Source organism: Serpentinimonas maccroryi (genome assembly GCF_000828915.1).
Taxonomy (GTDB): Bacteria; Pseudomonadota; Gammaproteobacteria; order Burkholderiales; family Burkholderiaceae_C; genus Serpentinimonas; species Serpentinimonas maccroryi.
This window is the reverse complement of the sequence record NZ_AP014569.1, coordinates 505519-528233: the sequence shown is the minus strand read 5'-3', so window position 1 is coordinate 528233 and position 22715 is coordinate 505519. Positions and strand designations below refer to the sequence as shown.

The following is a 22715-nucleotide window of genomic DNA, read 5'->3' as shown; positions in this document are numbered from 1 at the left end:
AGCTCTGCGGACACGGCGTAGGGGGGACGAGGAACTAAAAAGGGCCCCGAAGGGCCCTGATGGTTGCAAACTGCCAACCCTAAGATGGCGGGCACGGGCTGGCAATGGTAGCCAACCTGAATCCAGACCCGCAGCCTAAAGGATCACGTTGCTGAGAAAGTGCAACCCGCAGGCCGCAAAGAAGCATCATTAGCAGTCCCAATATTGGTCTGGCATGACCAAACACCGGTGGCAGCCCGACTCAAGCGAATAAATTCACCGGCAACAGGTGCAGGGCCACCAATGATGGTACAAGTCAAACTCGCAGTCCCGTCAGCAGCGGCAGCAACGACAATGCCAGCACCGGCACCGCAGTTGGCTGTATCGGTCTGACTAACACCAGACCTAGCAACAGCCAATTGCTCGAACGTCTGAGTACCCTGCAGGGCTGGCAAATTTGCCATCATTTCATCAATACCAACTTTGCCGGCTGTAATTTCAGAAAGGGCAGCCCCGGCCTTAGCGCGCGCCGTGAAGTTTTGATACGCCGGAATGGCAATCGCCGCCAAAATGCCGATGATGGCCACCACGATCATCAGTTCGATCAGGGTGAAGCCTTTTTGTACACGTTTCATGGGAAGTTCCCTCCAAGAGTGGTTGAAAAACACGAGTTGAGCCTAAAACCGACCTCAAGGGGCTTGAGGTTGCATACAGTCTAGCAGCATCCGTGCCAAGCTGGGCGCTAGTCTTTGTGCCGCTGGGGCTGGGTAGGCTGCAGCAGGGCGGCTGCAGGGCGGCTGCAGGGGAGCAAAGCGTTGACGCAAAGCGGTTACACAACACGGGGCGGGTGCAAAATGGGCTTCACCTTGCCCGCAACCGCATCAAATTTTCACGTTAAATTTTGATGTGCAGCAGCTGTGCGCAGCCGCTGCCCGCATCAGCTGCGCGTGGGCTCGGCCAGCAGCAGCTTGACGTCGGCTGCAATGGCCTGCGCGCTGCTGCCAAAGGCGTGGTGCACGCGCACGCGGCCCGAGGGGTCGAACAAGAATTTGCCGGCCGAGTGGTCGATGGTGTAACTGCCGGGGGTGCTGCCCTCGACGCGCCTGAAGTACACCCGAAACGCACGCGCCAGCGCGGGCAGATCGGCCTCGGGGGCGTAGAGGGCCAAAAAGCTGGGGTCGAAGGCGGCCATGTAGGCGCGCATGATCTCGGGCGTGTCGCGCGCCGGGTCTAGGCTCACAAACAGCACCTGCAGGCGCTCGGCCTGCGCGCCCAACAGCCGCCGCGCATGGGCCAGGTTGCCCATGCTGGTGGGGCACACATCGGGGCAGTGCACGAAGCCAAAAAATAGGGCCACCACCTGCCCCCTAAAGTCGGCCAGGGTTCGGCGCACGCCGTTGTGGTCGGTCAGGTCAAAGCCCTGGGCGTAGCTGGCGCCGGTGATGTCGATGCCGGCAAAGGGCGAGCGCGGCCCGCAAGCCGCCAGCAGCCCCCCCGCGCCCACGGCCAGCAGCGCGCGCAGCAGGGCGCGGCGGGGGTGGGGGCGAAGGCGGGGGTAATGCGGCGGCTGCGGTCTGCTACTCATGCGTGGAATTGTGCCCCAAAGGCTGTGGCGCAGCGCAGCGCAAGCTTTTCTAAGTGGGCGTTGGCGCGGGTGGGCGCATGTTTTTGGTTACCAAGACGGCGGCTTGCTCAACGCCGAATGAGGAATGCGCTCGGGCAACTGGGCATTTCTCAGGTGTACTGGGCTCAGCGGTTTTGACCAATGGACATGCCGCGACAGGTCGCTCGAGATCCGGCGGTGATCATCACCAGGAATCGGGGCTACCAGCCCCAAGCGAAGCTCGGCATGATGACGCCGCACCGTTGCCAGCGCAGCTTCCAAGTCAGAGTCGTTGCTGCACACAACCGCCTGCTCGTAGGCGCCAGTCCAAGCACCAGCGATCAAATCCGCCGCGAGGTTGACGTCGGTTTTCTTTTCGTTGAAATCGTAAACCTGCACCCTCTGCAGATCCGGCGCTTGGGCAATCGGGGTGACCAGTCGCTGGAAAGGCGTTGTGGCGATGATCTTGCCTTCGACAATGGTGATTCTGCGCAGGGTACATCTTGCGCAGCGCCTGCAGATAGCGTCGCTGGCGTTGGGGCGACTCCTGGTCATCGCACATCCGGCCCAACACCGGCGCCGTGTAGTAGCGGACTTCAACCAGATCAACCTCAGAATCAAGTGCGTGGTCGCGAAACAGGGCGTACAGATCCAGCCACTTGAGCGTGGTTTTTCTGAGCAACCCGTAGTACAGGTTGTAGCCATCGACGTAGACAACAGTGCGCAAAAATCCACCTCCAGAAATGACAAAGCCGCCCGAGGGCGGCCTGTCGCCCCAAGAGCACTTGGCCAAACCAAGCGGTCAAAGGGTGAGTCGTGTGATGATCATACACCAAATTTAGGGCTGCGGACTGGGTTGCGGACAGGGTTAGTCTTGTCCAACGAGGTATGAGCCTAGAGCCAGGCTCGTGATTCCAACGAGAGTTGGGAAAATCGGGGTCAGACTACACCCGGGTTAGGGTTATCGTGGACAAACCACGGTTTTCGCAAGACAAGACTCCCCCTCCCTCGCGCCAGCTGTTTGCGACCCAATGTATCTCAAATAGTCGGAATAGGAGGCCGTCATGGCTGCTACCACCACCATGATTCACGTTCGCGTGGATGAAAACGTCAAGGCGCAGGCTACAGAGACGCTGGCCTCGATGGGCCTGACCGTCTCCGATGCGATCCGGGTGTTCCTGACCCGTGTAGTCGCCGACAAGGAGCTGCCGTTCGCGCTCAAGGCGCCCAACGCCACCAGCCGCATCGCCATCGCCGAGGCCAACGAGATCATCAAGAGCCGCAGTGCTCGCTTCGCAAAGCCAACGACGGGCCACTGCCGCCCGAGTGGCTCGACCACTCGCTGACGGGTGATTGGGCAGGCCATCGTGAGTGCCACATCGGCGGCGACTTCCTGCTGATCTACACGCTCGACGACTCGGGCAAGAATGGCTTGGTTATTTTCGTTCGCAGCGGGACTCACTCCGAGCTGTTCTTGTAGTCCGGAAAGAAAGCCGCCGCGCCAAGCTAGGCGGGTGAGAAAGCGCAGCGCAAAGCCTCAGGTCAAATCGCCTTGGCCCGCTTCACCAAAGAGCTCCGAAAGGGACGACGCCGACAAGATGCGGGCCATCCAGTCCATCAGCTGCTCTTCGCTGGCTTGCGCCAAGCGGGTGTCCACCCACTGCGGCACGGCGCCGAAACGCAGGCGCAACTGCAAGGCCAACGCCTTGGCGTAACCTTGGTGTACGCCCTGCTGCACGCCCCGCTGCACACCCTGCTCCAACCCCTGCTCCAACCCCTGCTGCAGCCCCTGCTGCAGCCCCTGCTTGAGGCCCTTCATGGTGGCCTCGTCGAACCAGCGTTCAATGGTTTGCTCTAGCATGGCGCTACCCTCTAGTAAGTCGTTGATGGTGTCGATTTCGTCGATGTTAGCGCGTGGCGCCTTGCGGCGCAAGAGCATGCGCACCCAGACGCTGATCGTGCGCCGCAGGGGTTGCATGGCTTCGCCTTGCAGCAGCTGGCCCAAAGCGCCCAGCACCTGCGCGATATCGGCCGGCGTGCGGCTGCGCTCGAGCTTAAACAGCGCTTCGGCAAGGTTGCGCACGTCTGCCAAGGGATGGAGCTTGAGCCGGACTTCGTCCACTAGGTGGTAGAGCAGCCGCGGCCGGTAGGGTTCCAGCCCGGGCAGGCTGGGGCCGTAGCTGTCGGCGACGTCGGTGGCGGATTTCCAGGGCGCGGCGCCGTTGTACAGCACGATGGGCACGATGGTGGGCAATTGGCCGTCTTGCAGCTCGCCTTCTTTGACCAAGTGTTGCGACAGCAGCCCGACATAGACCATCATGCGCAAGGCCATCCAGGGGTCGGGCTCGCTTTGGAACTCGAGCAGCAGGTACACCCAGACCCACTGCTGGCCCACCCGCAGCCGCCAGACCATGTCGTCGTGGCGCTGGCGTTCGGTCTCGCTCACATAGCTGGCGTTGACGCGCTCCAGGGTGTTGAAGTCGGCCTGCTGCAGCCACTCACCACCCAGGTAGCCGGTGAGCAGGTCGCGCACCATCTCGGGGTGCGAGAACAGCAGTTTGTAGCCGGTGTCGTGGGCGTGGTTGGGTTGCGGCATGGTGCGGGTGATGATACCCGCCGGATGTGGCTAGCTGCGGCTTGCCTGTGCAGCGGCCAAGCTTGGGGCGGCTTGGGCTTGGGGTAGCCCCTAGCCGCGCCCTTGGCGCAGCCACTGGCGCATCTGCTCGAGCGGCACGCTGCTGCTGGCGGCCACGGGCACGCGGGGGGTGGCGCGCACGGCGTGGCCGTAGATGACCTCGAAGGTGAGGCTCCACTGGCCCTCTGGGGTGCGTGGCAGCTCGTGCTCGATGGCGGCCAGCAGGCGCTGGCGGTGGCCGCGGCCGCGCAGGCTGGCGGGGCGCAGCGGGTGCAGGTTGCGGCCAAAGGCGCGCAGGTCGGCCAGCAAGCGCTCGGGGCTGGGGTAGCACAGCACGATGCGCTCGGTGTCGAGCACCGGGGCGGCAAAGCCGCTCTCGACCAGCATGTCGCCCCAATCGTGCATATCGACAAAGGGCTGGTGCGGCGGCGGCCAGCCGCGTTTGGCGTAAATTGGGCGCAGCTCGCGCAGGGTGTCGGGGCCTAGGCTCGAAAAATAGAGCAGCCCATCGGGGCGCAGCCAGCGGTGCCAGCAAGCCAGCAGCGGCTGTGGTTCGGCGTACAGGTGCAGCGCCATGTTGGCCCAGAGCAGATCGGCTTGGCCTGGGGCGATGGTGGGGGGCGCAGGGGCAGCCGTGGGCGTGGGCGAAGCCGGTGTGGGCTCTGGGCTGGCGGCTGGCGGCTGCAGCCGGCCTTGTTCGTCGAGCAGGTGCAGGCGCGCTTGCGGCCAGCGCGCCGCCACCGCCTGCTGCGCCTGCCAGCCACCCAGCGCGGGGTGCCAGCTCAGCCAAGTGGCGGGTGTCTGCAGCAGCCAGTCGAGCCGCTGTGCCATGCGCTGCCCCACCTCTTCGTGCAACCAAGGGCTGTGCGCGCGCGCAAGGCCACGCCAGCGCTGGGCGGCTTGGGGGTCGAGCTCGGGCTGGGCAGTGGGCGGGGCGTCTGTGGGGAGGGGTGCGCGCATGGCGGGGGCATTGAAATTTGGTAGGGGGCACGCCAATCTGATTGCGATTGGGCGGCACCGCTGCAGTTGCTCAGGTATCGTCGATGCCGACCTCGATGGCTCGGGCCTTGTCGGCAAGGCGGCTTGCCACTTTGCGGTAGAGCTCTTGGTCGGCAAGCTCTTCCATCATGGCTTCGAACAGGCGCGGCTCGACCATGTAGAAGGCGGCGCGGTTGTGGTTGAGCACCGCCACCGGACGGTGATTGGCCTGCCTGAGCACTGCGGCCGGGTTTTTCTTGAACTCGGACATGCTCACAGCGACATCAGCAAGAATGGCTTCCATATTCTTCATCTCCATCAACATAGATGCACTCAAGCGAGCTTGAGCAGCGCCCTGACCTTGGCCCTGATCTCGGCCAACTCGGCGCTCGTGGCTTGGCCCTTGCGCTGGGCTAGGCGCGACTTCCAGTCTAGGCTCTTGACTTGGTCGGCCAAGGCGGCGCCGCTGGCACCGCCGCCAGACAGCGGCACCTCGAACGGGTAGCCTTTGATCTGACTGGTGATGGGCACACACAGCAGCAGCCCCGAGCGCTGGTTGTACGCCTTGGGGCTGATGACGACTGCCGGTCGGCGCCCGGCCTGCTCGTGTCCGCTTTGGGGCGTGAAGTTGAGCCAAACGATGTCGCCTTCGTCGGGGACGTTCAGCGCCATCAGAGCAGCTCCTGCCCTTGCGCTGGCCCAAAGTCTTGCTCGGTGTGCCGGTTTTGCGGCGTGATGCCGGCTAGCAGCGCCTCCAGATCGTAGGCCGGCGCGGCTGGCTCGATGACGATGCGGCCGTTTTGCGCACGCACCTCCACCGCCTGATCCAGCCTAAGGTGCGCCGCCTCCATCACCGCTGCAGGCAAGCGCACGGCCGGGCTGTTGCCCCATTTTTTGACAAACTGCAGCGCCATGATGGCCTTTCGTAGAAACAAAAGTAGATACTTGCACAGTATATCCCAGAGCAGTGCAGGCAGCAAGCATTTTCATCTTTTGCGGGTAGGCAAGCCCTTGCAGCCCACCGCTGGGCAGCCCAAAAGCGCCGCTCGTCGGCAGGTGGCCCGAACACGCGCCTGCGCAGCATTATGATAGGAGCATGAGTACTTTGGCCCGCCTTCGTCGCCGCGTACGTGGCGTAACCCTGATCGAGGTCATGGTGGTGGTGGGCATTGTGGCCATTTTGGCCATGATGGCAGCGCCCAACTTTCGCGCCATGATCGAGCGCAACCAGATCAACAGCGCCGCCAACGAGCTGATGATGGGGCTGCAACTGGCGCGCTCCGAAGCCATCCGGCTCAACAGCACGGTCACGCTGTGTCGCAGCGCCAACGGCACCGCCTGCGGCAGCCCCGCAGGCTGGGAAAGCGGCTGGATCGTGTTCCACGACCGCAACGGCGACGGATCGGTCACGCCCGCACAGGCTGGCCCGCCCGCCGTGGCAGCCGATGCGGTGCTGCGCACTTGGGGCGCACTTGGGCCAAGGCTCACGCTGCGCGGCAGCGCCGATGTGGCGCAGCGGGTGAGCTTCAACGCACGCGGCCAGGCGCGCGACACTGGCCACCTGATCGTCTGCAACAACAACCAACTGGAGCAGGCGCGCGCCATCATCGTCACGCTCAGCCGCCCACGCTTGGCCACCGACAGCAACGCCGACCGCATCCCCGAGAACGATGCCGGCGCCAATTTCACCACCTGCACGCCATGAACCCCGCCCGCACCCCCTCCCCCCCCTTGGGCGAAGCACGCCGGCTGGGCGGCGGCCCGCCGCTTGGGGCGCGGCTGCGCGGTGCGGCACCGGCCAAGCGCCAGCGCGGGGCCTCGCTGATCGAGGTGTTGGTGGCGTTTTTGCTGCTCACTTTTGGCTTGCTGGGCATGTCGGCGATGCAGATCAACGCGCTGCAAAACAACCACAGCGCGCTGCAGCGCAGCCAGGCCTCGATGTTGGCGCACTTTAAGATGGACGCGATGCGCGCCAACCGACAAGCTGCCATTGATGGCGACTACAACCTGGGAGCGCTGGGCACGCCTGGGCCACCGGCCACGCCGGACGTGACGGTTTTCACCCCTCCAGCCGACACCAGCTTGGTCACGCACGACCAGCGCACCTGGCTGCTGGCCATGCGCGCCACGCTGGGCGACACAGACTTCACCCAGGGCTTGGTGGTCTGTGAGGCTCTGCCACCTCCACCGGGCATAGCGAATCCTATAACTGCCACTTGCACCGTGCGCGTCTATTGGGACGATACCCGCGGCACCGGGGGCGCGGAGTCGCAGATGGTCGAAATCGTCAGCCAGCTATAGCCTGCCCACAAACCATGATCACCCCCATCGCCCGTCCCCCCCGCACCCGGCGCCCCTTGCTGGCCCCGGTGGCAGCGTACGGCGCACCACCGGGCCGCCCAGTTCAGCGGCCGCGCCATGGCGCTGCTGGCGCGCTGCGCCAGCGCGGCCTGACGCTGATCGAAGTCATGGTGGCGCTGCTGCTCGGACTGCTGCTGATCGGGGCTGTGGGCGGCCTGTATCTGGCCAACCACCAAACCTTCCGCCAAGTGGAAAATATGGCGCGCATCAACGAGAACGCCCGCCTGGCCTTTGAGCTGCTCGGGCGCGACCTGCGCGAAGCCGGCGGCATGAGATGCGGCCAACATTTGCCAGCAGCCAATGCAGCCTCAGATCCCGCCGAAACCTGGTGGAACCAATGGAACCAAGGGCTGCGTGGCTACCACGAGCAGGACCCGAATATTCCGGCAGACCCTCTGCCTGCCCGTGGCTTTGGACAAGCCCCTCTAGACCGCGTTCCTTCCACCGATGCAGTGGTAGTCAATCTGAGCCAACACGACCCCGCCGGTGGCCTGCCAGCCTGCAACTTGCTTTTCCACGCCTGGTACATAGGCTTCAACGGCCGCGGCGGCACCTCGCTCTACCGCGTGACCATGGTCAACAACGCCGGCAACGCCCAAGTAGGGGCACCCGAAGAAATCATCGAAAACGTCACCGACCTGCAACTGTCATACCTCGTTCGCCCTAGCGGGGATGATGCGGTCGATGATCGCTACATCCGGGCCGCTCGCGTGAATCAATGGGGGCTGGCTCAAGTACCCGCAGCAAACGGCTGGAGCTTGGTTCGAGCCGTGCGCCTAGAGCTCACGTTCACCACCGCCGAAGCAGTGGGTACAGATGCCGCCGTGCCCATCACCCGCACCCTGCCCTTTGTCGTCGGTCTGCGCAACCGTTTGCCATGAACACATTGCTCTACCGCCCCCACACCCAAAGCGGCATGGTGCTGCTGATGGCGCTCGTCATGCTGCTGCTGGTCACGCTGCTGGGCGTGACCTCGGTGCGCATGCTCACGGTCGAAGAAAGCATGGCAGCCAACACCTTTGACCGCAACCTGGCCTTTCAGGCCGCCGAAACCGCGCTGCGCGAAGGTGAAGCGCAGGCAGAGGCCCAAGCGCGGATGGTTGACCCTCTGACAGGAGATCCTACGCCGAACGCCGGTTTCCCAGCCGTGGCCATGGATTGCAACAACCTCAACAACGGCGCCTGTGCGAACGGTCTGTGCTCTCCTCCGGCCGCAGCTTGCAACGGTGCGCGCTGGGAAGACAACCCCATCTTTAACGGCCAGCCTGTCCCGCCGCTGGCAGCGGTCGAAAATGGCGGGGGAGGCTGGCGCAATGCCACCACAGAGGTTTCGCTGCTTGCCACGGGCGCACCGCAGTTTTTTGTCGAGCACTTGGGCTCGGTTTTTCCTTGTGATCCGCAACAGCCTACAGCCAACCTGAACTGCGAACGCTACCGCATCACCGCGCGCAGCCAGCCGGCCGAGGGCCGTGCCGTGGTAATTCTGCAGTCGATCTACGCCGCCCAATGAGGAGGAGCCGCGCCATGCCACACCTTGCCCGATCTTTATCTGCCCTGCATTGGCCCACTGCGGCCCGGCGCTGGCTGCGTTACTGCGCTTTGCTGCTTGCCTTGGGTGCCGCTGGCGCCAGCCTGCTGCTGGGCCCCATGGCCGCCGCAAACAGCCCCGGAGCGCTGGGCGCCAACCCCGAAACCTCTCCGCCACTGGCCGTGGCCCAAGGCGCGCCGCCGTTGGTGATGCTCACCATGGCACGCGACCACACCCTGTTCTACGAAGCCTACAACGACGCCTCCGACATCAACGGCGACGGCCGGCTCGACACCCGCTTTGACCCAAACATCATCTACTTGGGTTTGTTCGATTCGCGCCTGTGTTATGCCTACACCCCCGGCACGACCGGTGCTGACGCACGCCGCAACGACAATGCTGGTATTTTCAGACCTGCTGCCCGAGCGGTCGCTGCCCCTGGCACCAACACCAACCTGAGCTGTGCCACCGCCAGCCACTGGTCGGGCAACTGGCTCAACTGGGCCACCACCAGCCGCATCGACGCGCTGCGTGTGGTGCTCTACGGCGGCTACCGCGAAACCGACACCGCCACAAGCACGGTATTGCGCCGCGCCTACATTCCGCAAGACGCACACTCTTGGGCCAAGGAATACACCAGCGTGACTGTAGATGGCTACGACATCAGTGCCTTTACCCCGCTTTCTCAACCCAGTGGCAGTGGCATCCGGCGCCACTTCTTTGGCAACCTGACCGATGTGCACGGCCGCAACTGCGCCACCCTGAATGACTGCAGCAACCGCGCGCCGCTGTTGCGCGTCGTCACCAACGCCCGAGACGCCCGGGTCTGGCAGTGGGCCACGACCGAACGCCCGGTGCTGCACGAGAGCAACAACCAGTTTGGTGGCGCGCGCACCGACCACACGGTGCGGGTCGAGGTCTGCACTGCGGCTTTCAACGACGGCTGCAAACGCTACCCCAGCGGCGCTCTCAAACCTGTAGGTCTGTTACACGAGTTTGGCGAAAACGGCTCCATGCTCTTTGGCCTGCTCACGGGCAGCTACGACCGCAACCTATCGGGCGGGGTCTTGCGCAAAGTGGTGTCGTCGTTTGCCAACGAAGTCAACCCCAGCAACGGCACGTTTACGGCCAATGCCACCCTAGTCAACACCATCGACGCGCTGCGCATCCGCGGCTTCAACGACGGCCGGACCGACAACGCCTACCGCACCGGCTGGGTCACGACCCGGCCCATGGCCCAAGGCGAGTTCGTCGATTGGGGCAACCCGGTGGCCGAGATGATGTACGAGGGTTTGCGCTACTTTGCTGGCCGGGGTGGCGCCACATCGGCCTTTGCCACCAGCGGCGGGGTCGATGGCCACTTGGGGCTGCCGGTGGCCACTTGGGACGACCCCTTCAACCCCCTGGCCGGTGCCGCACGGGCACGCTGGTGCGCGCGGCCAAACCAGCTCGTGATTTCGGGCGTCAACCCCTCATTCGACTCGGACCAACTGCCGGGCAGCGCATTCGGCAGCCTTAGCGGCGATTTGAGCGGCTTGCATGTAGCCAACATCGGCCAGACCATCGCCGACCACGAGCCGGGCATTAAGGGCAGTCGCTTCATCGGCCAAGTGGGAACCACCTTCGACGGCGCGCCCACGGCCAAAGAAGTAACCTCGCTGGGCAACATCCGCGGTCTGTCGCCCGAGGGCCCGACTCAGCAGGGCAGCTTTTACTCGGCCTCGGTGGCAAAATTTGGCCGCACCACCGACTTGCGCCCGGCCCTGCAAGGCCAGCAAACTGTGGACACGCACGTGGTGGCGCTCAGCTCTCCCCTGCCCACGATTACGATGACAACCCCCGGTGGACACACGTTCTCGCTCGTGCCTTTTGCCAAATCGGTGGGTGGCTCTGGCATTAGCAACGCCAGGGGAGCGTTCCAACCCACCAACCAAATCGTCGATTTTTATGTAGAAACCATCGGACCAAATCTTGCGCGTTTTCGCATCAATTTTGAAGACGTGGAGCAGGGCGCCGATCACGACATGGACGCCATCGTGACCTACGAAATTTCGCTGCAGGCCGACGGCCAATTGCGCGTCGTGCTGATCCCAGAGTTCCAAGCCGGCGGTATTCAGCATAGCTTTGGTTACGTGCTCTCGGGCAGCACCGCCGACGGGGTGTATCTGGTGGTGCAAGACGAAGCGTTGGATCGCCCCTACCACCTCAACGTACCACCGGGACGGTCGCCGGGTTTTTGCGCAACCACGCCGTTTCCTGCCGGCTGTGGCACCCTGCCCCGGCTCGGCGGCGGAGCAGGCAACGACCGCTCCATACGCCTTTTCACCGCCAGCACAACCCCAGCAGCCAGCGTGCTGCCCAGCCCGCTGTGGCTGGCGGCCAAGTGGGGCGGCTTTACCGACCTGAACAACAACCAGCGCCCCGACCTGCAGGCCGAGTGGGACGTGAACCGGGACGGTGTGCCCGACACCTACCACCTGGTGCAAAACCCGACGCTGCTGCGCGACCAGCTGGCACGCGCCTTCACCACCATCCTCGAGCGCAACGCAGCAGCCGGCAATGTGTCGGCCAACAGCACCTTCATCACCACCGACAGCGCGGTGTTCCAAGCCACCTTCAACAGCGCCAACTGGTCGGGCGATTTGCAGTCTTTCCCCGTGACCGCCGCCGACGGAGTGAGTCAGGTACCGCTGTGGCGCGCCAGCGAGCGCCTTCCGGGTTTTGCCAGCCGGCGCCTGTTTACCACCAACGCCGCCAACAGCCCGGCCACGGTTCCTTTTGTTTGGTCTGCGCTCTCTGCCGACCAGCGCGCATTGTTTGGAGTTGACAGAGATGCGCAAGAGCGGGTCATCAACCACCTGCGCGGCGACCCCAGCAACGAGGTGCGCAACCCCCACGGCACGCTGCGCAACCGCCCCACCACGGTGCTGGGCGACATCATCCATTCGTCGCCGGTGTATGTGGGCGACAACAACACCGTGTTCGTGGGCTCCAACAGCGGCTTTTTGCACGCCTTCAATGCCCGCACCGGCGTCGAGCGCTTTGCCTTTGCCCCCAGCAGCCTGCTGGAGCACATGCCGCGCTTGAGCGACCCCAACTACGTGCGCCGCTACTTTGTGGATGGTGAGCTGGCGGTGTCGCAACGCGCAAACACCGGCGGGCGCAATATTCTGATCGGCTTTTTGGGGCGCGGCGGGCGCGGTCTGTTTGCGCTCGACGTCACCGACGCAGCCAACTTTGGTGCCGATGGAAACGCCAGCCGGGCGCTGTGGGAGGCATACGGCGCCAGCGACCCCGACAAGGGCTACCTGCTCGGGCGACCCATGATCGCCAAGGTTCAAGGCCCCGGAACCGTGCCTATCGATGTGGTGATTTTTGGCAACGGCTACAACAGCACCAGTGGCCGTGCGGTGCTCTACGTTAAAAACCTGCGCACCGGGGCCCTGATCAGCAAAATCGACACCGAGGTGGGCAGCGCAACCAGCCCCAACGGCTTGGCCAGCCCAGGGTTGGCGCTCGATGCCAATGGCGTGGTGCAGCACGTATATGCCGGCGACCTTCAGGGCAACGTCTGGAAGTTTGACCTGGCGCACCAAAACCCGAACCAGTGGCGATCGTCCTTTGGCAGCGCAGACACACCAGCGCCATTCTTCGTCGCCACCAATGCCGCCGGGGTGCGTCAGCCGATCACGGCCCCGATCACGGTGGCCACCAACAACGCGCCCAACGACCCGCACGTGGGCAAGCGCTTCGTCTTTTTTGGCACCGGCAGCTACATGCGCGCCACCGACCCGGCCGACCGGCAGGTGCAGTCGATTTACGCCCTGATCGACGAAGGGGTGCAAATCACGGGGCGCACGGCCTTGCGCCAGCGCAGCATCAACCAGGTGGGCACTTTTGCTGGGCGCCCGGTGCGCACTTTTTCGGTTGCCTCGGCCGGTGACATGGAAAACCGACAAGGCTGGTTCCTCGACTGGGTCGAACCACCGCCGGGCTCGGCGCGAGGCGAGCGCGTGGTGAGTGCGGCGCGCATCATCCCTGCAGCGGTTCCGGCGCTGGTGGTGAGCTCGATCATCCCAGTAACTGACGACCCCTGCGTGCCCGGAGGCACCGGATTTTTGAACCTGCTCAACCCCTTTAGTGGCGGCTCGATCACCGCCGGCCTGCTTGACGTCAGTCGCGACAACCGCTTTAGCGACGACTTGCTAGGCACCCAGTTCATTGCCTCGTTCGACCCCGGCATCGGGCTTTTGAGCGAGGCCGTGCTGGTGGGAAGCCGACTGGTGGTGGGCGGCTCTGAGGCGCGCGTTGCTGATGTGGGTGTAGCGATCCGAGAAGATCCAGTGGATCCACCAGGCGGGCCGGGGGTCAACGCGGAAGATGACCCACGCGGCCGAATTTCTTGGCGTGAAATCATCCGCTAGCGGCCCACGCCCAACCTAAACCTCCCACGCCCTAACGTCCGCTGCAGCCATGTACACATCCACCCCCATTGCCACAGCGTTGGTTTCGGCACCCGTCCGCCCAAAGACTCTGGCGCTTCGCCGATCGCCAGCAGGCTTTACCCTGATCGAGTTGATGATCGTGGTGGCTATCATCGCCATTTTGGCGGCGATCGCCCTGCCCAGTTACCAGCGCCACATAACCGAAACACGGCGCAGCGCAGCCACCGCCTGCCTGCTGGAGCTGGCGCAGTTTGCAGAGCGCTACTACACCAACAACATGAGCTATGCCGGTTTGGCGCTGCCCATGTCCCAGTGTCGCGAGGATCTGCAGCCGCACTACACCTTTGCGATCGTCGGCACGCCCGATGCAAACGATTTCACGCTTGAAGCTGTGGCCATTCTCGGCCAAGCCACCCGCGACCCAGATTGCGCAAGGTTGACGGTAGATCAAACCGGTGCGCGCACCCCACTCCCGCCTACCCCCGCCAACCCCGACCGCGTGGATTGTTGGTGAGCCTGCCCCAGCCGCTGGGCACAATGGCACTCGAGCATCAGTCGTACACCACCTCGGCGCGCTGCTGGTGCGCTTGGGTGCGCCAGGCGGCCAGCGCGGCGTCGCAGGGGTAGCACTGGGCGCGCTGGGGGTCGAGCTGCAGCGTGGCGCGCACGGCCTCGAATTCCAATTCGAGGCGCAGCGGCAGGCCGCGCAGCACCTCGCCCAGCTCTGTCTGGTGGCACCGGGGCGGGTGCGCTTGCAGCAGCGCGGCGACTTCGGGGCGCTGGGTGGGCCCCACGGCCACGCGCAGGTATTTGCCAAAGCGGCAGCGCGCGGCGGGTAAGTCCCACACCTGCTGCACCTTGAGGCGCAGCCCGCCCGAAAAGCGGTCGGGCTGCGCCAGCACTTGCAGCAGCACCAATTCGTCGTCTTGTAGCAGGTGGCGGTGCGCTTGCAGCAGCGCGTCGTCGGCGCTGGCTTCGAGCACGGCGCTGCGGTCGTCGAGCTTAAAAATCGCCACCTTGCCGCGCTGGCCGTTGATCACGCGCAAGTCGCTCACGATACCGGCCAGCAGCTGCGGTTCGCGGCTCTCGGCCACGTCGGCCAAGGGGGTGCGGGCGATGCGGCGCACTTCGTCGGCGGCTTGGTCGAACAGGTGGCCCGAAAAGTAAAAGCCGAGCGCGGCTTTTTCGTGTGTTAAGCGCTCGCGCACGCTCCACGGCGGCGCCTCGGCCAGCGCCGGCTCTTGGTCGCTGGCGCCGTGGCCGCCGGCTTGGCCGGGCAGGTCGAACAAGCCGCCCTGCAAGGCGTTGGCCTGCTGGGCCTGGGCAAAATCAAAAGCCAGCTCGACCGAGGCCAGCGCGGCGGCGCGGTCGGGGTGCAGGCGGTCGAAAGCGCCGGCCTTGACCAGCGCCTCGACGGTGCGCTTGTTGAGGCGGCCACGTTCGATGCGGGCGCAAAAATCGAACAGGCTGCTAAACGGCCCCACCACGCCGGCACGCGGCCCCGCGCCTTGGCCTTGGCGCGCGGCCACGATGGCCTCGATGGCCTGCTGCCCGGTGCCCTTGACGGCCCCGAGGCCGTAGCGGATGCAGCGATCGCTCACCGGCTCGAAGCGGTAGCCGCCTAGGTTGACGTCGGGCGGCTCGAACTCGAGGCCGAAGCGCTGCGCGTCTTCGACCAGCAGCTTGAGCTTGTCGGTGTCGTCCATCTCCAGCGTCAGGTTGGCGCAGAAGAATTCGGCCGTGTAGTGAACCTTGACCCAGGCGGTGTGGTAGGCCAGCAGCGAGTAGGCGGCGGCGTGCGACTTGTTAAAGCCATAGCCGGCAAACTTTTCCATCAGGTCAAAGACCTCGTCGGCCTGCTGCGGGCTCAGGCCCTGGGCGGCGGCGCCGGCGCGAAACACCAGCCGCTGCTGCGCCATTTCTTCGGGCTTTTTCTTGCCCATGGCGCGCCGCAGCAGGTCGGCGCCGCCCAGGCTGTAACCGCCCAGTATCTGCGCCGTCTGCATCACCTGCTCTTGATAGACCATGATGCCGTAGGTCTCGGACAGCACCTGCTCGAGCAGCGGGTGCGGGTACTGCACCACCTCGCGCCCGTGCTTGCGCGCAACGAAGCTGGGAATGAGGTCCATGGGGCCGGGGCGGTAGAGCGCGTTGAGGGCGATCAAGTCTTCGAGCCGACTGGGCCGCGCGTCGCGCAACATGCCTTGCATGCCGCGGCTTTCAAACTGGAACACGGCCTCGGTTTTGCCGTCTTGGAACAGGCGGTAGGTGGCGGCGTCGTCGAGCGCCAGCGTTTCGTAGCTGAAGCCAGCTTGGTCCGGGTGGCGCTGCACGATCAGCTCTTTGGCCTGCTCGAGGATGGTGAGCGTGGCCAGCCCCAGAAAGTCGAACTTGACCAGACCGATGGCCTCGACGTCGTCTTTGTCGTACTGGCTCACGGCGGCCGCGCTGCCGGGCTGCTGGTAGAGCGGGCAAAAATCGGTGAGCTTGCCGGGCGCGATCAGCACCCCGCCGGCGTGCATGCCGACGTTGCGCGTCAGGCCCTCGAGCTTTTGCGCCAGCTCGATCAGCAGCCGCACCTCATCTTCTTTTTCGATGCGCTCGGCCAGCAGCGGCTCCATCTCGATCGCGTACTGGTTTTTGTCGTTGGCGAGCTTGGGCCGCGGCGGGTACTGCAGCGTCACGCTCTGGCCGGGTTTGTTGGGGATGAGCTTGCTGATGCCGTCGCAAAATCCGTAGGGAAAATCGAGCACGCGCCCGACGTCGCGGATCGCGGCGCGCGCCGCCAGGGTGCCAAAGGTGGCGATCTGGCTCACCGCCGCGAGGCCGTATTTGCCCTTGACGTAGTCGATCACGCGGTCGCGGTTGGCTTGGCAGAAGTCGATGTCGAAGTCGGGCATCGACACCCGCTCGGGGTTGAGGAAGCGCTCGAACAGCAGCTGGTAGCGCAGCGGGTCGAGGTCGGTGATTTGCAGCGCGTAGGCCACCAGCGAACCGGCCCCAGAACCGCGCCCCGGCCCGACCGGGCAGCCGTGGGCCTTGGCCCACTGGATGAAGTCGGAGACGATCAAAAAGTAGCCCGGAAAGCCCATTTTGATGATGGTGCCGAGCTCGAATTCGAGCCGCTCCTGGTAGCGCGGCTGCTGGCGCAGGCGCTCGGCCGCGTCGGGGTAGAGCTGCTGCAGGCGCTGCTGCAAGCCCTGCTGCGAGGCGTGGCGGAAGTAGTCTTCGGTGCCCAGCTGCTGCCCGTCCACGGGCGGGATCGGGAACGCCGGCAGCTGCGGCTTGCCGAGGCTGAGCTGCAAGTGGCAGCGGCGCGCGATTTCGACTGTTTGCGCCAGCGCCGTGGGCAGGTCGGCAAACAGGGCCGCCATTTCGGCGCTGGTCTTAAAATGCTGCTCGCGCGTGAAGCGCCGGGGCCGCCGGGGGTTGCCCAGAATCTCGCCTTCGGCGATGCACACGCGCGCCTCGTGGGCCTGAAAATCGTCGGGCGCCAGAAACTGCACCGGGTGCGTGGCCACCAGCGGCAGCTCCAGCTGGCTGGCCAGCGCCACGGTGGCGCGCAGGTGGCGTTCGTCGTCGGCACGGCCGGCGCGCTGCACCTCGAGGTAGAAGCGCTGCGCAAAGGTGCCGGCCAGCTGCTGCGCCAGCGCGGCGGCGGCGGCCTCATCACCGGCCAGCAGCGCCTGCCCCACCGGCCCGGCGGCGGCGCCGCTGAGCACGATCAGGCCCTCGTGGTGCTGGCGCAACCAGTCCCAGCGCAGCACGGCTTGGTCGCGCTGCACCGGGCTGCCCCAAGCCAGCGACAGCAGCTCGCACAGGTTCAGGTAGCCGGCCTGGTTTTGCGCCAGCAGCAGCAGGCGCGGCCAGGTGGTAGGCCCAGCCTGCGCGGCGGTACCCGAGGGCGCGGCGCCCAGCCCCTGCAACAGCACCTCGGCCCCGAGGATGGGCTGCACCCCGACGCTGCGCGCCGCTTGGTAGAACTTGATGGCCCCAAACAGGTTGTTGAGGTCGGTGATGGCCAGCGCGGGCTGGCCGTCGGCGGCGGCGGCGGCGGTGACGGCGTCGATGCGCGTGGTGCCATCGACGACGGAAAACTCGGTGTGCAGGCGCAGGTGTACGAACATGGGCACGATTGTAGGGATGCCCGACCCGAGCCCCCCTGCGTCCCTATTGCCTACCCACTGCCACAAAACTGCAACATCTGGGGGCAAGAATGCAGGGGCTTGCCTTGTTCCTGGTTTGTGTCAATCACTGGAGGTTTTTCCGATGCGTCATCTGCTTTTGGCCGCTGTGGCCGTTGTCACCCTGGCCGCTTGCGCCACCCCGCCCACCGCCACGGCGCCGGCTACCCCGGCTCCGGCTCCGGCTCCGGCTCCGGCTGCAGCCGCCCCTGCCGCAGCACCGGCGGCCCCGGCTGCAGCAGCAGCACCGGCTGCTGCTCCGGCGCGCTGAAGCCCAGCCTAGTGCTTTAAAGCTTCAAAAAGCTCCCTTCCAACCCTTGAGAATCGACACGGTTTGCGTCAGCCCCTGCTTGAGCAGGATGTCGAGCAACTCGTCGGCGCTCTTGGGTGGTTTTTTGAGGGCGGCGCGCTGTTCGGCCAAGGCCTGCAACACCGATGCGGGGTGAAGGTCAAACAGATCGACGATGAAGTCGTCTGGGTGCTGGGCGTCTAGGTTGTGGCGTTGCAGCACCCCCAGCGGAAAGTCCTTCAGGTTGAAGGTGACGATGGTTTCAGCGCCGCTGTGGATGGCCGCTGCCACCACATGCCGGTCATCGGGATCGGGCAAGTCGATGGCCGGGATCAGGTGCTCAAATCCTTCGACTAGGCTGTCGCGCACGCTCGCGTTCATCAGGGCGCGTGTTTTTTCTAGGGCGGCAGGGTCGAGCTCGGGGCGTTGCTTGTGCAGGTTGCGCATCCACTCGTCGTGGATGACATTGGACCAGCGCGCACGAAAGCGGTCGGTGAGCGCCAGCCGCATGAGCAGATCGCGCAGCGGCGCTGGGTAGAGCACGCACGCGTCGTAAATGACCGTGAAGTGCGAGCTCATTCGTAACCTAGGCCCAGTTCCTGCGCTTGCTCGGCCAGCGCGTCTAGGGCTTGGCGGCGCTGGGCATCGATGCGCTCTTTGTAGGCGACCACGTCTTGGTAGCGCACGCGCCGATGGGTGCCGGTTTTGTGAAACGGGATCGCCCGGCTTTCCAGCAGTTTGACTAGGTGCGGGCGCGATACGTTGAGCACATCCGCCGCCTCTTGGGTGGTCAGCTCGGCATGCACCGGGATGATGCTGACCGCGTTGCCCTCACCGATCTCGGTCAGCACATCCACCAGCAGGCGCAGCGCCGACATCGGGACGCGCACGGGATGCGCCGCGCCTTGGTCGTCAAAAATCTCGATCTGCTGCGTTTGTGCGCGCATCTGCAGGTAGGCTGACAGCGCGCGCCCGCTCTCGCGCGCCAGCGCCACCTCTTCGGCTGTGGGCAGCGCTTGTGGCAGTTGGGTCGTGGTCATCGTGCGCTCCTAGGTGGCGGCCATCTTGGACCGACCGCAGATGCTAACCGAAACAAACGACAAACGCAATAATCAAAAAAGCCTTGGCCATGGTGGCTCAGGGCTGATTTGCCTATGCTGCAACGGGCGGTGGGCCCGTGGAGTAGTGCGCTCTTACGCCCCCTTGACCCAGCGCTGCGCGGTGGCGGCCACGCGCTGGCCGAACAGGCGCGCGGTTTCGAGGTCGCCGGGCAGCATTTCGTGCGCGCCGGCATCTGAGGGCGTTTGCGCCATGGCACCGCTCGAGGAGCCGACGTAGTTCACGTCGTTGCGCTGCGCCGCTTTGCTGTTGCTGGGCATGAGGCCGGTACCCACCCAGAGGCCGCCGTGCTGCATGGCCAGCGTGTAGAGGTAGTGCAGGGTCGAGAGCTTGTCGCCGTTCATGGTGGCGCTGTTGGTGAAGCCGGCAAAGAGCTTGTCTTTCCAAGTTTGCGCAAACCACGCTTTGCTAGAGGCGTCGGCAAACTTTTTGAACTGCCAGCTCACGCTGCCCATGTAAGTTGGGCTGCCCATGACGATGGCGTCGGCGGCGTCGAGCGCCTCCCAGCCGCCTGCGGGCAGGTTGCCGTCGGCGTCGATGGCCAGCAGCTGCGCGCCAGCCCCGTCGGCCACGGCTTGCGCCATGCGTTGCGTGTGGCCGTAGCCAGAATGGTAAACAACGACGATTTTGCTCATGGAAGGGCTTTCAAAAAATGCGCCGACCTGTGGCCGCGCGCGGGTTGGGAAAAAATGGAATCAGGCCGCCAGGTCGAACACCAGCACCTCGGCATCGTGCCCGTGGCTGAGTTTAAGTGTGCTCTCAGCCGCCAGCAGGGCCGCGTCGCCGCCTTGCAGCGCGCTGCCGTTGACGCTGATGGCGCCGCGCACTACGTGCACGTAGGCTTTGCGCTTGGGGTCGAGCTTGAGCTCGGCGCTCTCGGCGCCGTCGAACAGTCCAGCATACAGCGCGGCGTCGGCGTTGATGTGCACCGAGCCATCGGCCCCGCCGTTGCTGGCCACCAGACACAGGCGGCCGCGCTTGAGGGCGCCGTCAAAGGTTTTTTGCTCGTAACCGGGTTCAACCCCCTTGAGGCTGGGCTCGATCCAGATTTGCAGCAAATGCGTTTGCGCGCCGGGCTCGTGGTTGAACTCGCTGTGGCGCACGCCGGTGCCAGCGCTCATGCGCTGCACCTCGCCGGGGCTGATGGTTTCGACGTTGCCCATGCTGTCGCGGTGCGCCAGCCGACCTTGCAGCACGTAGGTGACGATCTCCATGTCGCGGTGGCCGTGGGTGCCAAAGCCGGTGCCGGGCGCGATCCAGTCTTCGTTGATCACGCGCAGATTGCCCCAGCCCATGTGCGCCGGGTCGTAGTAGTCGGCAAAAGAAAACGAGTGGTGGCTTTGCAACCAGCCATGATCGGCGTGGCCACGGTCGGCGCTGCGGCGGATGTGCATGGGGCGCTCCTTGGTCAAGGTTTGTAGGCTTTGGCAGCAGCGCGGTGGCACCCCGGCCTAGAGGGGGCCGGCCGCTGCTTGGCTGTCTGCTTGGGCGATGGTGTGAATGTAGGCGCTGCAGCGGGACTGGTGGCCGCAGAGATTTGCTGGCATCATTCAAAACTTTTGAACACACAGGCCTCACCATGCCCCATCCGCGCCACGCCTTATCCCCCGACAACCTGCACCTGATCGGCACCGTGGCGCGCTGCGGCAGCCTGGCGGCGGCGGCGCGCGAGCTGGGCATGGTGCCCAGCGCGCTCACCTACCGCGTGCGCCAGGTGGAAGATGCGCTCGACGTGCTGCTGTTTGACCGCCGTTCGCGCCGCGCCACCCTGACCCGCGCCGGCCAAGAGCTGCTGCGCGCCAGCGAGCACCTGCTGCGCGAGCTCGACGCGGTGGCCTTGCGCGTGCGCCGCATCGCCACCGGCTGGGAGCCTGAGCTCACGCTGGCCGCCGACGCGGTCATCGCCAGCGCGCCGCTGTTTGATCTGTGCCACGATTTTTACGCGCTGCAAGCCCCGACGCGGCTGCGCCTGCGCACCGAAACGCTGTCGGGCACGCTGGAGGCGCTGCTGAGCGGGCAGGCCGATCTGGCCTTGGGTGTGGCGCTCGATGGCAGCGGGCTGCCGGGCTTGCACAGCGTTTTTTTGGGCGAGGTGGAGTTTGTGTTTGTGGTGGCGCAGCAGCACGCGCTGGCCAGCGCCCCCGAGCCGCTCACGCCGGCGGTCATCCAGCCGCACCGCGTGGTGGCGGTGGCCGACACGGCGCCAGCGGGGCGCGGCCAGAGCGTGGGCCTGCTGCCTGGGCAAGAGGTGTTCACCGTGCCGACCATGCAGCACAAGCTGGCGGCGCAGTTGCGGGGCTTGGGCTGCGGCGCGCTGCCGCTGCCGCTGGTGCAAGGGCACCTGCACAGCGGCGCCCTGCTGCGCAAACGCACCACCCTGCCAGCCCGGGTGCACCGCATCGGCTACGCCTGGCGCAGCAGCGCCGCCAGCGCCCCCGGCCCGGCGCTGCAATGGTGGCTGCAGCGGCTGGCCAACCCCGCCAGCGCCAGCGCTTTGTTGCACCATTTTGCCGACTGTCCGGCCGGGGAGGCACAAAACGGGTAAAACGATGGCCTCATTTATGCCGCACTGCGGGACTGGCAACTGCGGCCAGTTGCGCATGATTCTCATTTATAATTGAGCATTGCCAGCTACAGTTTGCTATGCTGCTCGGCTTGCCCTGCGCACCAGCGGGCAACTTTCTTGCTTCCTGCTTGCTCCCAGCCTCCATGCCCTTGCCCCGCCCGCCTTGGCGAACCTTTGCACGCCCCGTCAGCGTGACCGCCGCCGTGGTGTTGGCGCACGCCGGGGTGCTGTGGGCGCTGCACAGCGGCTGGGCAACACCCGCCTCCGGTGCGCCGGCGCAGGTGCAGGTGGTGGTTGAACTGCGCGCCCAGGCGCCCAGCGCGCGCCCTGCAGCACCCGCCCCCGTGACATCCGCACCCCCCCGGGCCAGCGCGCCCGCCGCGCCCGCTGCACGCGCCTTGCCCGAGCGCGCCACCCGCCCCGAACCACCCGCTCCTGCAGCGCCGTTGCGCCCTTCCGAACCGTTGCGCCCAGCTGCTTTGCTGCCACCCGCCAACCCCAACCCAGCGCCGGAGCCGGTTCAGCCGTTGGCCCCGACCCAGCCAGTCGCCACGGCGCAAGCGCCAGCAGGTGCAGAATCCAACCCGCACAGCGCCCTCCACCACAGCACACAAGGCAGCGCAGCACCCCACAGCGCAGCGCAAGATCAGCGCAGCAGCGGCACTGGCGCCTTGGATACAACAGCCCATGCGGTTGCCGGCCGAGCATCGTCTGGGCAGGGTCAAGCGCCAGCGCAGATCGTGCCCCCGTCGAGCAGCGCGGCCCATCTGCACAACCCGGCCCCGCCCTACCCGGTTTTGAGCCGCCGCTTGGGCGAACAGGGGCGGGTGCTGCTGCGCGTGCGCATCGAAGCCGACGGCAGCGCCTCGGCGGCACAGGTCTATGGCTCGAGCGGCTTTGTGCGCCTAGACCAAGCGGCGCAGCAGGCGGTGTTGCGCTGGCGCTTTGTGCCCGGCACGCGCAACGGCGAACCGCAAGCCATGTGGCACCTGGTGCCGATTCATTTTGTGTTGGAGTAAAAAGCAAGC

Annotated in this window: 24 protein-coding genes; 11 read left to right on the top strand and 13 right to left on the bottom strand. The window is 65.4% G+C overall.

From position 1 onward, the window contains the following. Window positions 1-143: 143 nt before the first annotated feature. From SMCB_RS12340 to SMCB_RS02365, 3 genes are all read right to left on the bottom strand, one after another. Window positions 144-614 (bottom strand): pilin, encoded by a 471-nt coding sequence (locus SMCB_RS12340; RefSeq protein ID WP_045534785.1) that lies wholly within the window; start codon window positions 612-614, stop codon window positions 144-146. Window positions 615-916: 302 nt separating this feature from the next. Next, complete coding sequence (locus SMCB_RS02370) at window positions 917-1564, bottom strand: SCO family protein (protein ID WP_171820271.1); 648 nt, start codon at window positions 1562-1564, stop codon at window positions 917-919. Between the two features lie 87 nt (window positions 1565-1651). Next, window positions 1652-2137, bottom strand: a complete 486-nt coding sequence (locus SMCB_RS02365) for an NYN domain-containing protein (RefSeq protein WP_052468381.1) — start codon at window positions 2135-2137, stop codon at window positions 1652-1654. A gap of 509 nt (window positions 2138-2646) precedes the next feature. Between SMCB_RS02365 and SMCB_RS02360 the strand changes: the two genes are divergently transcribed. Both SMCB_RS02360 and SMCB_RS12335 read left to right on the top strand, forming a co-directional pair. After that, entirely contained in the window at window positions 2647-2928 is a 282-nt protein-coding gene (locus SMCB_RS02360; RefSeq protein WP_045534784.1) for a type II toxin-antitoxin system RelB/DinJ family antitoxin, read from the top strand. After that, window positions 2898-3062, top strand: coding sequence for a type II toxin-antitoxin system YafQ family toxin (locus SMCB_RS12335; protein ID WP_082027408.1), 165 nt, complete (start codon window positions 2898-2900; stop codon window positions 3060-3062). The genes SMCB_RS02360 and SMCB_RS12335 overlap by 31 nt, the downstream gene beginning before the upstream one ends. 57 nt (window positions 3063-3119) lie before the next feature. Here the strand turns inward: SMCB_RS12335 and SMCB_RS02355 are convergent, their stop codons facing one another. From SMCB_RS02355 to SMCB_RS02335, 5 genes are all read right to left on the bottom strand, one after another. Then, entirely contained in the window at window positions 3120-4178 is a 1059-nt protein-coding gene (locus SMCB_RS02355; RefSeq protein WP_045534781.1) for an Rpn family recombination-promoting nuclease/putative transposase, read from the bottom strand. Window positions 4179-4268: 90 nt separating this feature from the next. Beyond that, the gene (locus SMCB_RS02350; protein WP_045534779.1) at window positions 4269-5177 is read right to left on the bottom strand and encodes a methyltransferase domain-containing protein; all 909 of its coding nucleotides are present in this window, start codon (window positions 5175-5177) and stop codon (window positions 4269-4271) included. Between the two features lie 70 nt (window positions 5178-5247). After that, on the bottom strand, window positions 5248-5520 hold the full coding sequence (locus SMCB_RS02345) for a type II toxin-antitoxin system Phd/YefM family antitoxin (protein WP_231851224.1): 273 nt from the start codon (window positions 5518-5520) through the stop codon (window positions 5248-5250). An 8-nt stretch (window positions 5521-5528) separates the two neighbouring features. Continuing rightward, a complete protein-coding gene (gene mazF / locus SMCB_RS02340; protein ID WP_045534775.1) occupies window positions 5529-5867 on the bottom strand; it encodes an endoribonuclease MazF in 339 nt (112 codons plus the stop codon). Continuing rightward, entirely contained in the window at window positions 5867-6109 is a 243-nt protein-coding gene (locus SMCB_RS02335) for an AbrB/MazE/SpoVT family DNA-binding domain-containing protein (protein ID WP_034114635.1), read from the bottom strand. Before SMCB_RS02335 ends, mazF begins: the two co-directional genes overlap by 1 nt. 182 nt (window positions 6110-6291) lie before the next feature. Here SMCB_RS02335 and SMCB_RS02330 point away from each other — a divergent pair, with 182 nt between their 5' ends. Genes SMCB_RS02330 through SMCB_RS02305 form a run of 6 tightly spaced genes read left to right on the top strand, consistent with a single transcriptional unit; the run spans window position 6292 to window position 14043 of the window. Further along, window positions 6292-6900: a GspH/FimT family pseudopilin gene (locus SMCB_RS02330; protein WP_082027179.1), complete on the top strand. Its 609-nt coding sequence runs from the start codon at window positions 6292-6294 to the stop codon at window positions 6898-6900. After that, entirely contained in the window at window positions 6897-7496 is a 600-nt protein-coding gene (pilV, locus tag SMCB_RS02325; protein WP_052468379.1) for a type IV pilus modification protein PilV, read from the top strand. Before SMCB_RS02330 ends, pilV begins: the two co-directional genes overlap by 4 nt. 14 nt (window positions 7497-7510) lie before the next feature. Next, window positions 7511-8437 carry a PilW family protein gene (locus tag SMCB_RS02320; RefSeq protein WP_045534766.1) on the top strand — a complete coding sequence of 309 codons (927 nt, stop codon included), beginning with the start codon at window positions 7511-7513 and terminating at the stop codon, window positions 8435-8437. 35 nt (window positions 8438-8472) lie between these two features. Then, the gene (locus tag SMCB_RS02315; RefSeq protein WP_144400234.1) at window positions 8473-9066 is read left to right on the top strand and encodes a pilus assembly PilX family protein; all 594 of its coding nucleotides are present in this window, start codon (window positions 8473-8475) and stop codon (window positions 9064-9066) included. A gap of 14 nt (window positions 9067-9080) precedes the next feature. Continuing rightward, window positions 9081-13508 (top strand): pilus assembly protein, encoded by a 4428-nt coding sequence (locus SMCB_RS02310; RefSeq protein ID WP_144400232.1) that lies wholly within the window; start codon window positions 9081-9083, stop codon window positions 13506-13508. Window positions 13509-13557: 49 nt separating this feature from the next. Further along, a complete protein-coding gene (locus SMCB_RS02305; protein WP_082027177.1) occupies window positions 13558-14043 on the top strand; it encodes a type IV pilin protein in 486 nt (161 codons plus the stop codon). Between the two features lie 37 nt (window positions 14044-14080). Here SMCB_RS02305 and dnaE read toward each other — a convergent pair whose 3' ends face one another. Continuing rightward, a complete protein-coding gene (dnaE, locus tag SMCB_RS02300; RefSeq protein WP_045534761.1) occupies window positions 14081-17656 on the bottom strand; it encodes a DNA polymerase III subunit alpha in 3576 nt (1191 codons plus the stop codon). A gap of 142 nt (window positions 17657-17798) precedes the next feature. Between dnaE and SMCB_RS12835 the strand changes: the two genes are divergently transcribed. Further along, entirely contained in the window at window positions 17799-17984 is a 186-nt protein-coding gene (locus SMCB_RS12835; RefSeq protein WP_045537439.1) for a hypothetical protein, read from the top strand. Between the two features lie 24 nt (window positions 17985-18008). On the opposite strand, the gene SMCB_RS02290 is transcribed toward SMCB_RS12835, so the two are convergent. From SMCB_RS02290 to SMCB_RS02275, 4 genes are all read right to left on the bottom strand, one after another. Then, entirely contained in the window at window positions 18009-18581 is a 573-nt protein-coding gene (locus SMCB_RS02290; RefSeq protein WP_045534759.1) for a PIN domain-containing protein, read from the bottom strand. Further along, on the bottom strand, window positions 18578-19042 hold the full coding sequence (locus SMCB_RS02285) for a helix-turn-helix domain-containing protein (protein WP_045534757.1): 465 nt from the start codon (window positions 19040-19042) through the stop codon (window positions 18578-18580). The genes SMCB_RS02290 and SMCB_RS02285 overlap by 4 nt, the downstream gene beginning before the upstream one ends. 153 nt (window positions 19043-19195) lie before the next feature. Next, window positions 19196-19756 (bottom strand): flavodoxin family protein, encoded by a 561-nt coding sequence (locus tag SMCB_RS02280; RefSeq protein ID WP_045534755.1) that lies wholly within the window; start codon window positions 19754-19756, stop codon window positions 19196-19198. Between the two features lie 60 nt (window positions 19757-19816). Then, the gene (locus SMCB_RS02275) at window positions 19817-20515 is read right to left on the bottom strand and encodes a pirin family protein (protein ID WP_045534753.1); all 699 of its coding nucleotides are present in this window, start codon (window positions 20513-20515) and stop codon (window positions 19817-19819) included. 185 nt (window positions 20516-20700) lie between these two features. Here SMCB_RS02275 and SMCB_RS02270 point away from each other — a divergent pair, with 185 nt between their 5' ends. Continuing rightward, a complete protein-coding gene (locus SMCB_RS02270; protein WP_045534751.1) occupies window positions 20701-21666 on the top strand; it encodes a LysR substrate-binding domain-containing protein in 966 nt (321 codons plus the stop codon). A gap of 164 nt (window positions 21667-21830) precedes the next feature. Beyond that, entirely contained in the window at window positions 21831-22706 is an 876-nt protein-coding gene (locus SMCB_RS02265) for an energy transducer TonB (RefSeq protein WP_082027407.1), read from the top strand. The last annotated feature ends 9 nt before the right edge of the window (window positions 22707-22715 follow it).

What these genes read in the sequence shown, in the direction of transcription:
- SMCB_RS02365 (WP_052468381.1), bottom strand. Translation starts at nt 2,137, where the DNA reads ATGACCAGGAGTCGCCCCAACGCCAGCGACGCTATCTGCAGGCGCTGC.
- SMCB_RS02290 (WP_045534759.1), bottom strand. Translation starts at nt 18,581, where the DNA reads ATGAGCTCGCACTTCACGGTCATTTACGACGCGTGCGTGCTCTACCCA.
- SMCB_RS02275 (WP_045534753.1), bottom strand. Translation starts at nt 20,515, where the DNA reads ATGCACATCCGCCGCAGCGCCGACCGTGGCCACGCCGATCATGGCTGG.
- SMCB_RS02310 (WP_144400232.1), top strand. Translation starts at nt 9,081, where the DNA reads ATGCCACACCTTGCCCGATCTTTATCTGCCCTGCATTGGCCCACTGCG.
- mazF (WP_045534775.1), bottom strand. Translation starts at nt 5,867, where the DNA reads ATGGCGCTGAACGTCCCCGACGAAGGCGACATCGTTTGGCTCAACTTC.
- SMCB_RS02265 (WP_082027407.1), top strand. Translation starts at nt 21,831, where the DNA reads ATGCCCTTGCCCCGCCCGCCTTGGCGAACCTTTGCACGCCCCGTCAGC.
- SMCB_RS12835 (WP_045537439.1), top strand. Translation starts at nt 17,799, where the DNA reads ATGCGTCATCTGCTTTTGGCCGCTGTGGCCGTTGTCACCCTGGCCGCT.
- SMCB_RS02360 (WP_045534784.1), top strand. Translation starts at nt 2,647, where the DNA reads ATGGCTGCTACCACCACCATGATTCACGTTCGCGTGGATGAAAACGTC.
- SMCB_RS02315 (WP_144400234.1), top strand. Translation starts at nt 8,473, where the DNA reads ATGGTGCTGCTGATGGCGCTCGTCATGCTGCTGCTGGTCACGCTGCTG.
- SMCB_RS02355 (WP_045534781.1), bottom strand. Translation starts at nt 4,178, where the DNA reads ATGCCGCAACCCAACCACGCCCACGACACCGGCTACAAACTGCTGTTC.
- SMCB_RS02330 (WP_082027179.1), top strand. Translation starts at nt 6,292, where the DNA reads ATGAGTACTTTGGCCCGCCTTCGTCGCCGCGTACGTGGCGTAACCCTG.
- SMCB_RS02285 (WP_045534757.1), bottom strand. Translation starts at nt 19,042, where the DNA reads ATGACCACGACCCAACTGCCACAAGCGCTGCCCACAGCCGAAGAGGTG.
- dnaE (WP_045534761.1), bottom strand. Translation starts at nt 17,656, where the DNA reads ATGTTCGTACACCTGCGCCTGCACACCGAGTTTTCCGTCGTCGATGGC.
- SMCB_RS02270 (WP_045534751.1), top strand. Translation starts at nt 20,701, where the DNA reads ATGCCCCATCCGCGCCACGCCTTATCCCCCGACAACCTGCACCTGATC.
- SMCB_RS02280 (WP_045534755.1), bottom strand. Translation starts at nt 19,756, where the DNA reads ATGAGCAAAATCGTCGTTGTTTACCATTCTGGCTACGGCCACACGCAA.
- SMCB_RS12340 (WP_045534785.1), bottom strand. Translation starts at nt 614, where the DNA reads ATGAAACGTGTACAAAAAGGCTTCACCCTGATCGAACTGATGATCGTG.
- SMCB_RS02345 (WP_231851224.1), bottom strand. Translation starts at nt 5,520, where the DNA reads ATGTTGATGGAGATGAAGAATATGGAAGCCATTCTTGCTGATGTCGCT.
- SMCB_RS02320 (WP_045534766.1), top strand. Translation starts at nt 7,511, where the DNA reads ATGATCACCCCCATCGCCCGTCCCCCCCGCACCCGGCGCCCCTTGCTG.
- SMCB_RS02370 (WP_171820271.1), bottom strand. Translation starts at nt 1,564, where the DNA reads ATGAGTAGCAGACCGCAGCCGCCGCATTACCCCCGCCTTCGCCCCCAC.
- pilV (WP_052468379.1), top strand. Translation starts at nt 6,897, where the DNA reads ATGAACCCCGCCCGCACCCCCTCCCCCCCCTTGGGCGAAGCACGCCGG.
- SMCB_RS02350 (WP_045534779.1), bottom strand. Translation starts at nt 5,177, where the DNA reads ATGCGCGCACCCCTCCCCACAGACGCCCCGCCCACTGCCCAGCCCGAG.
- SMCB_RS02305 (WP_082027177.1), top strand. Translation starts at nt 13,558, where the DNA reads ATGTACACATCCACCCCCATTGCCACAGCGTTGGTTTCGGCACCCGTC.
- SMCB_RS02335 (WP_034114635.1), bottom strand. Translation starts at nt 6,109, where the DNA reads ATGGCGCTGCAGTTTGTCAAAAAATGGGGCAACAGCCCGGCCGTGCGC.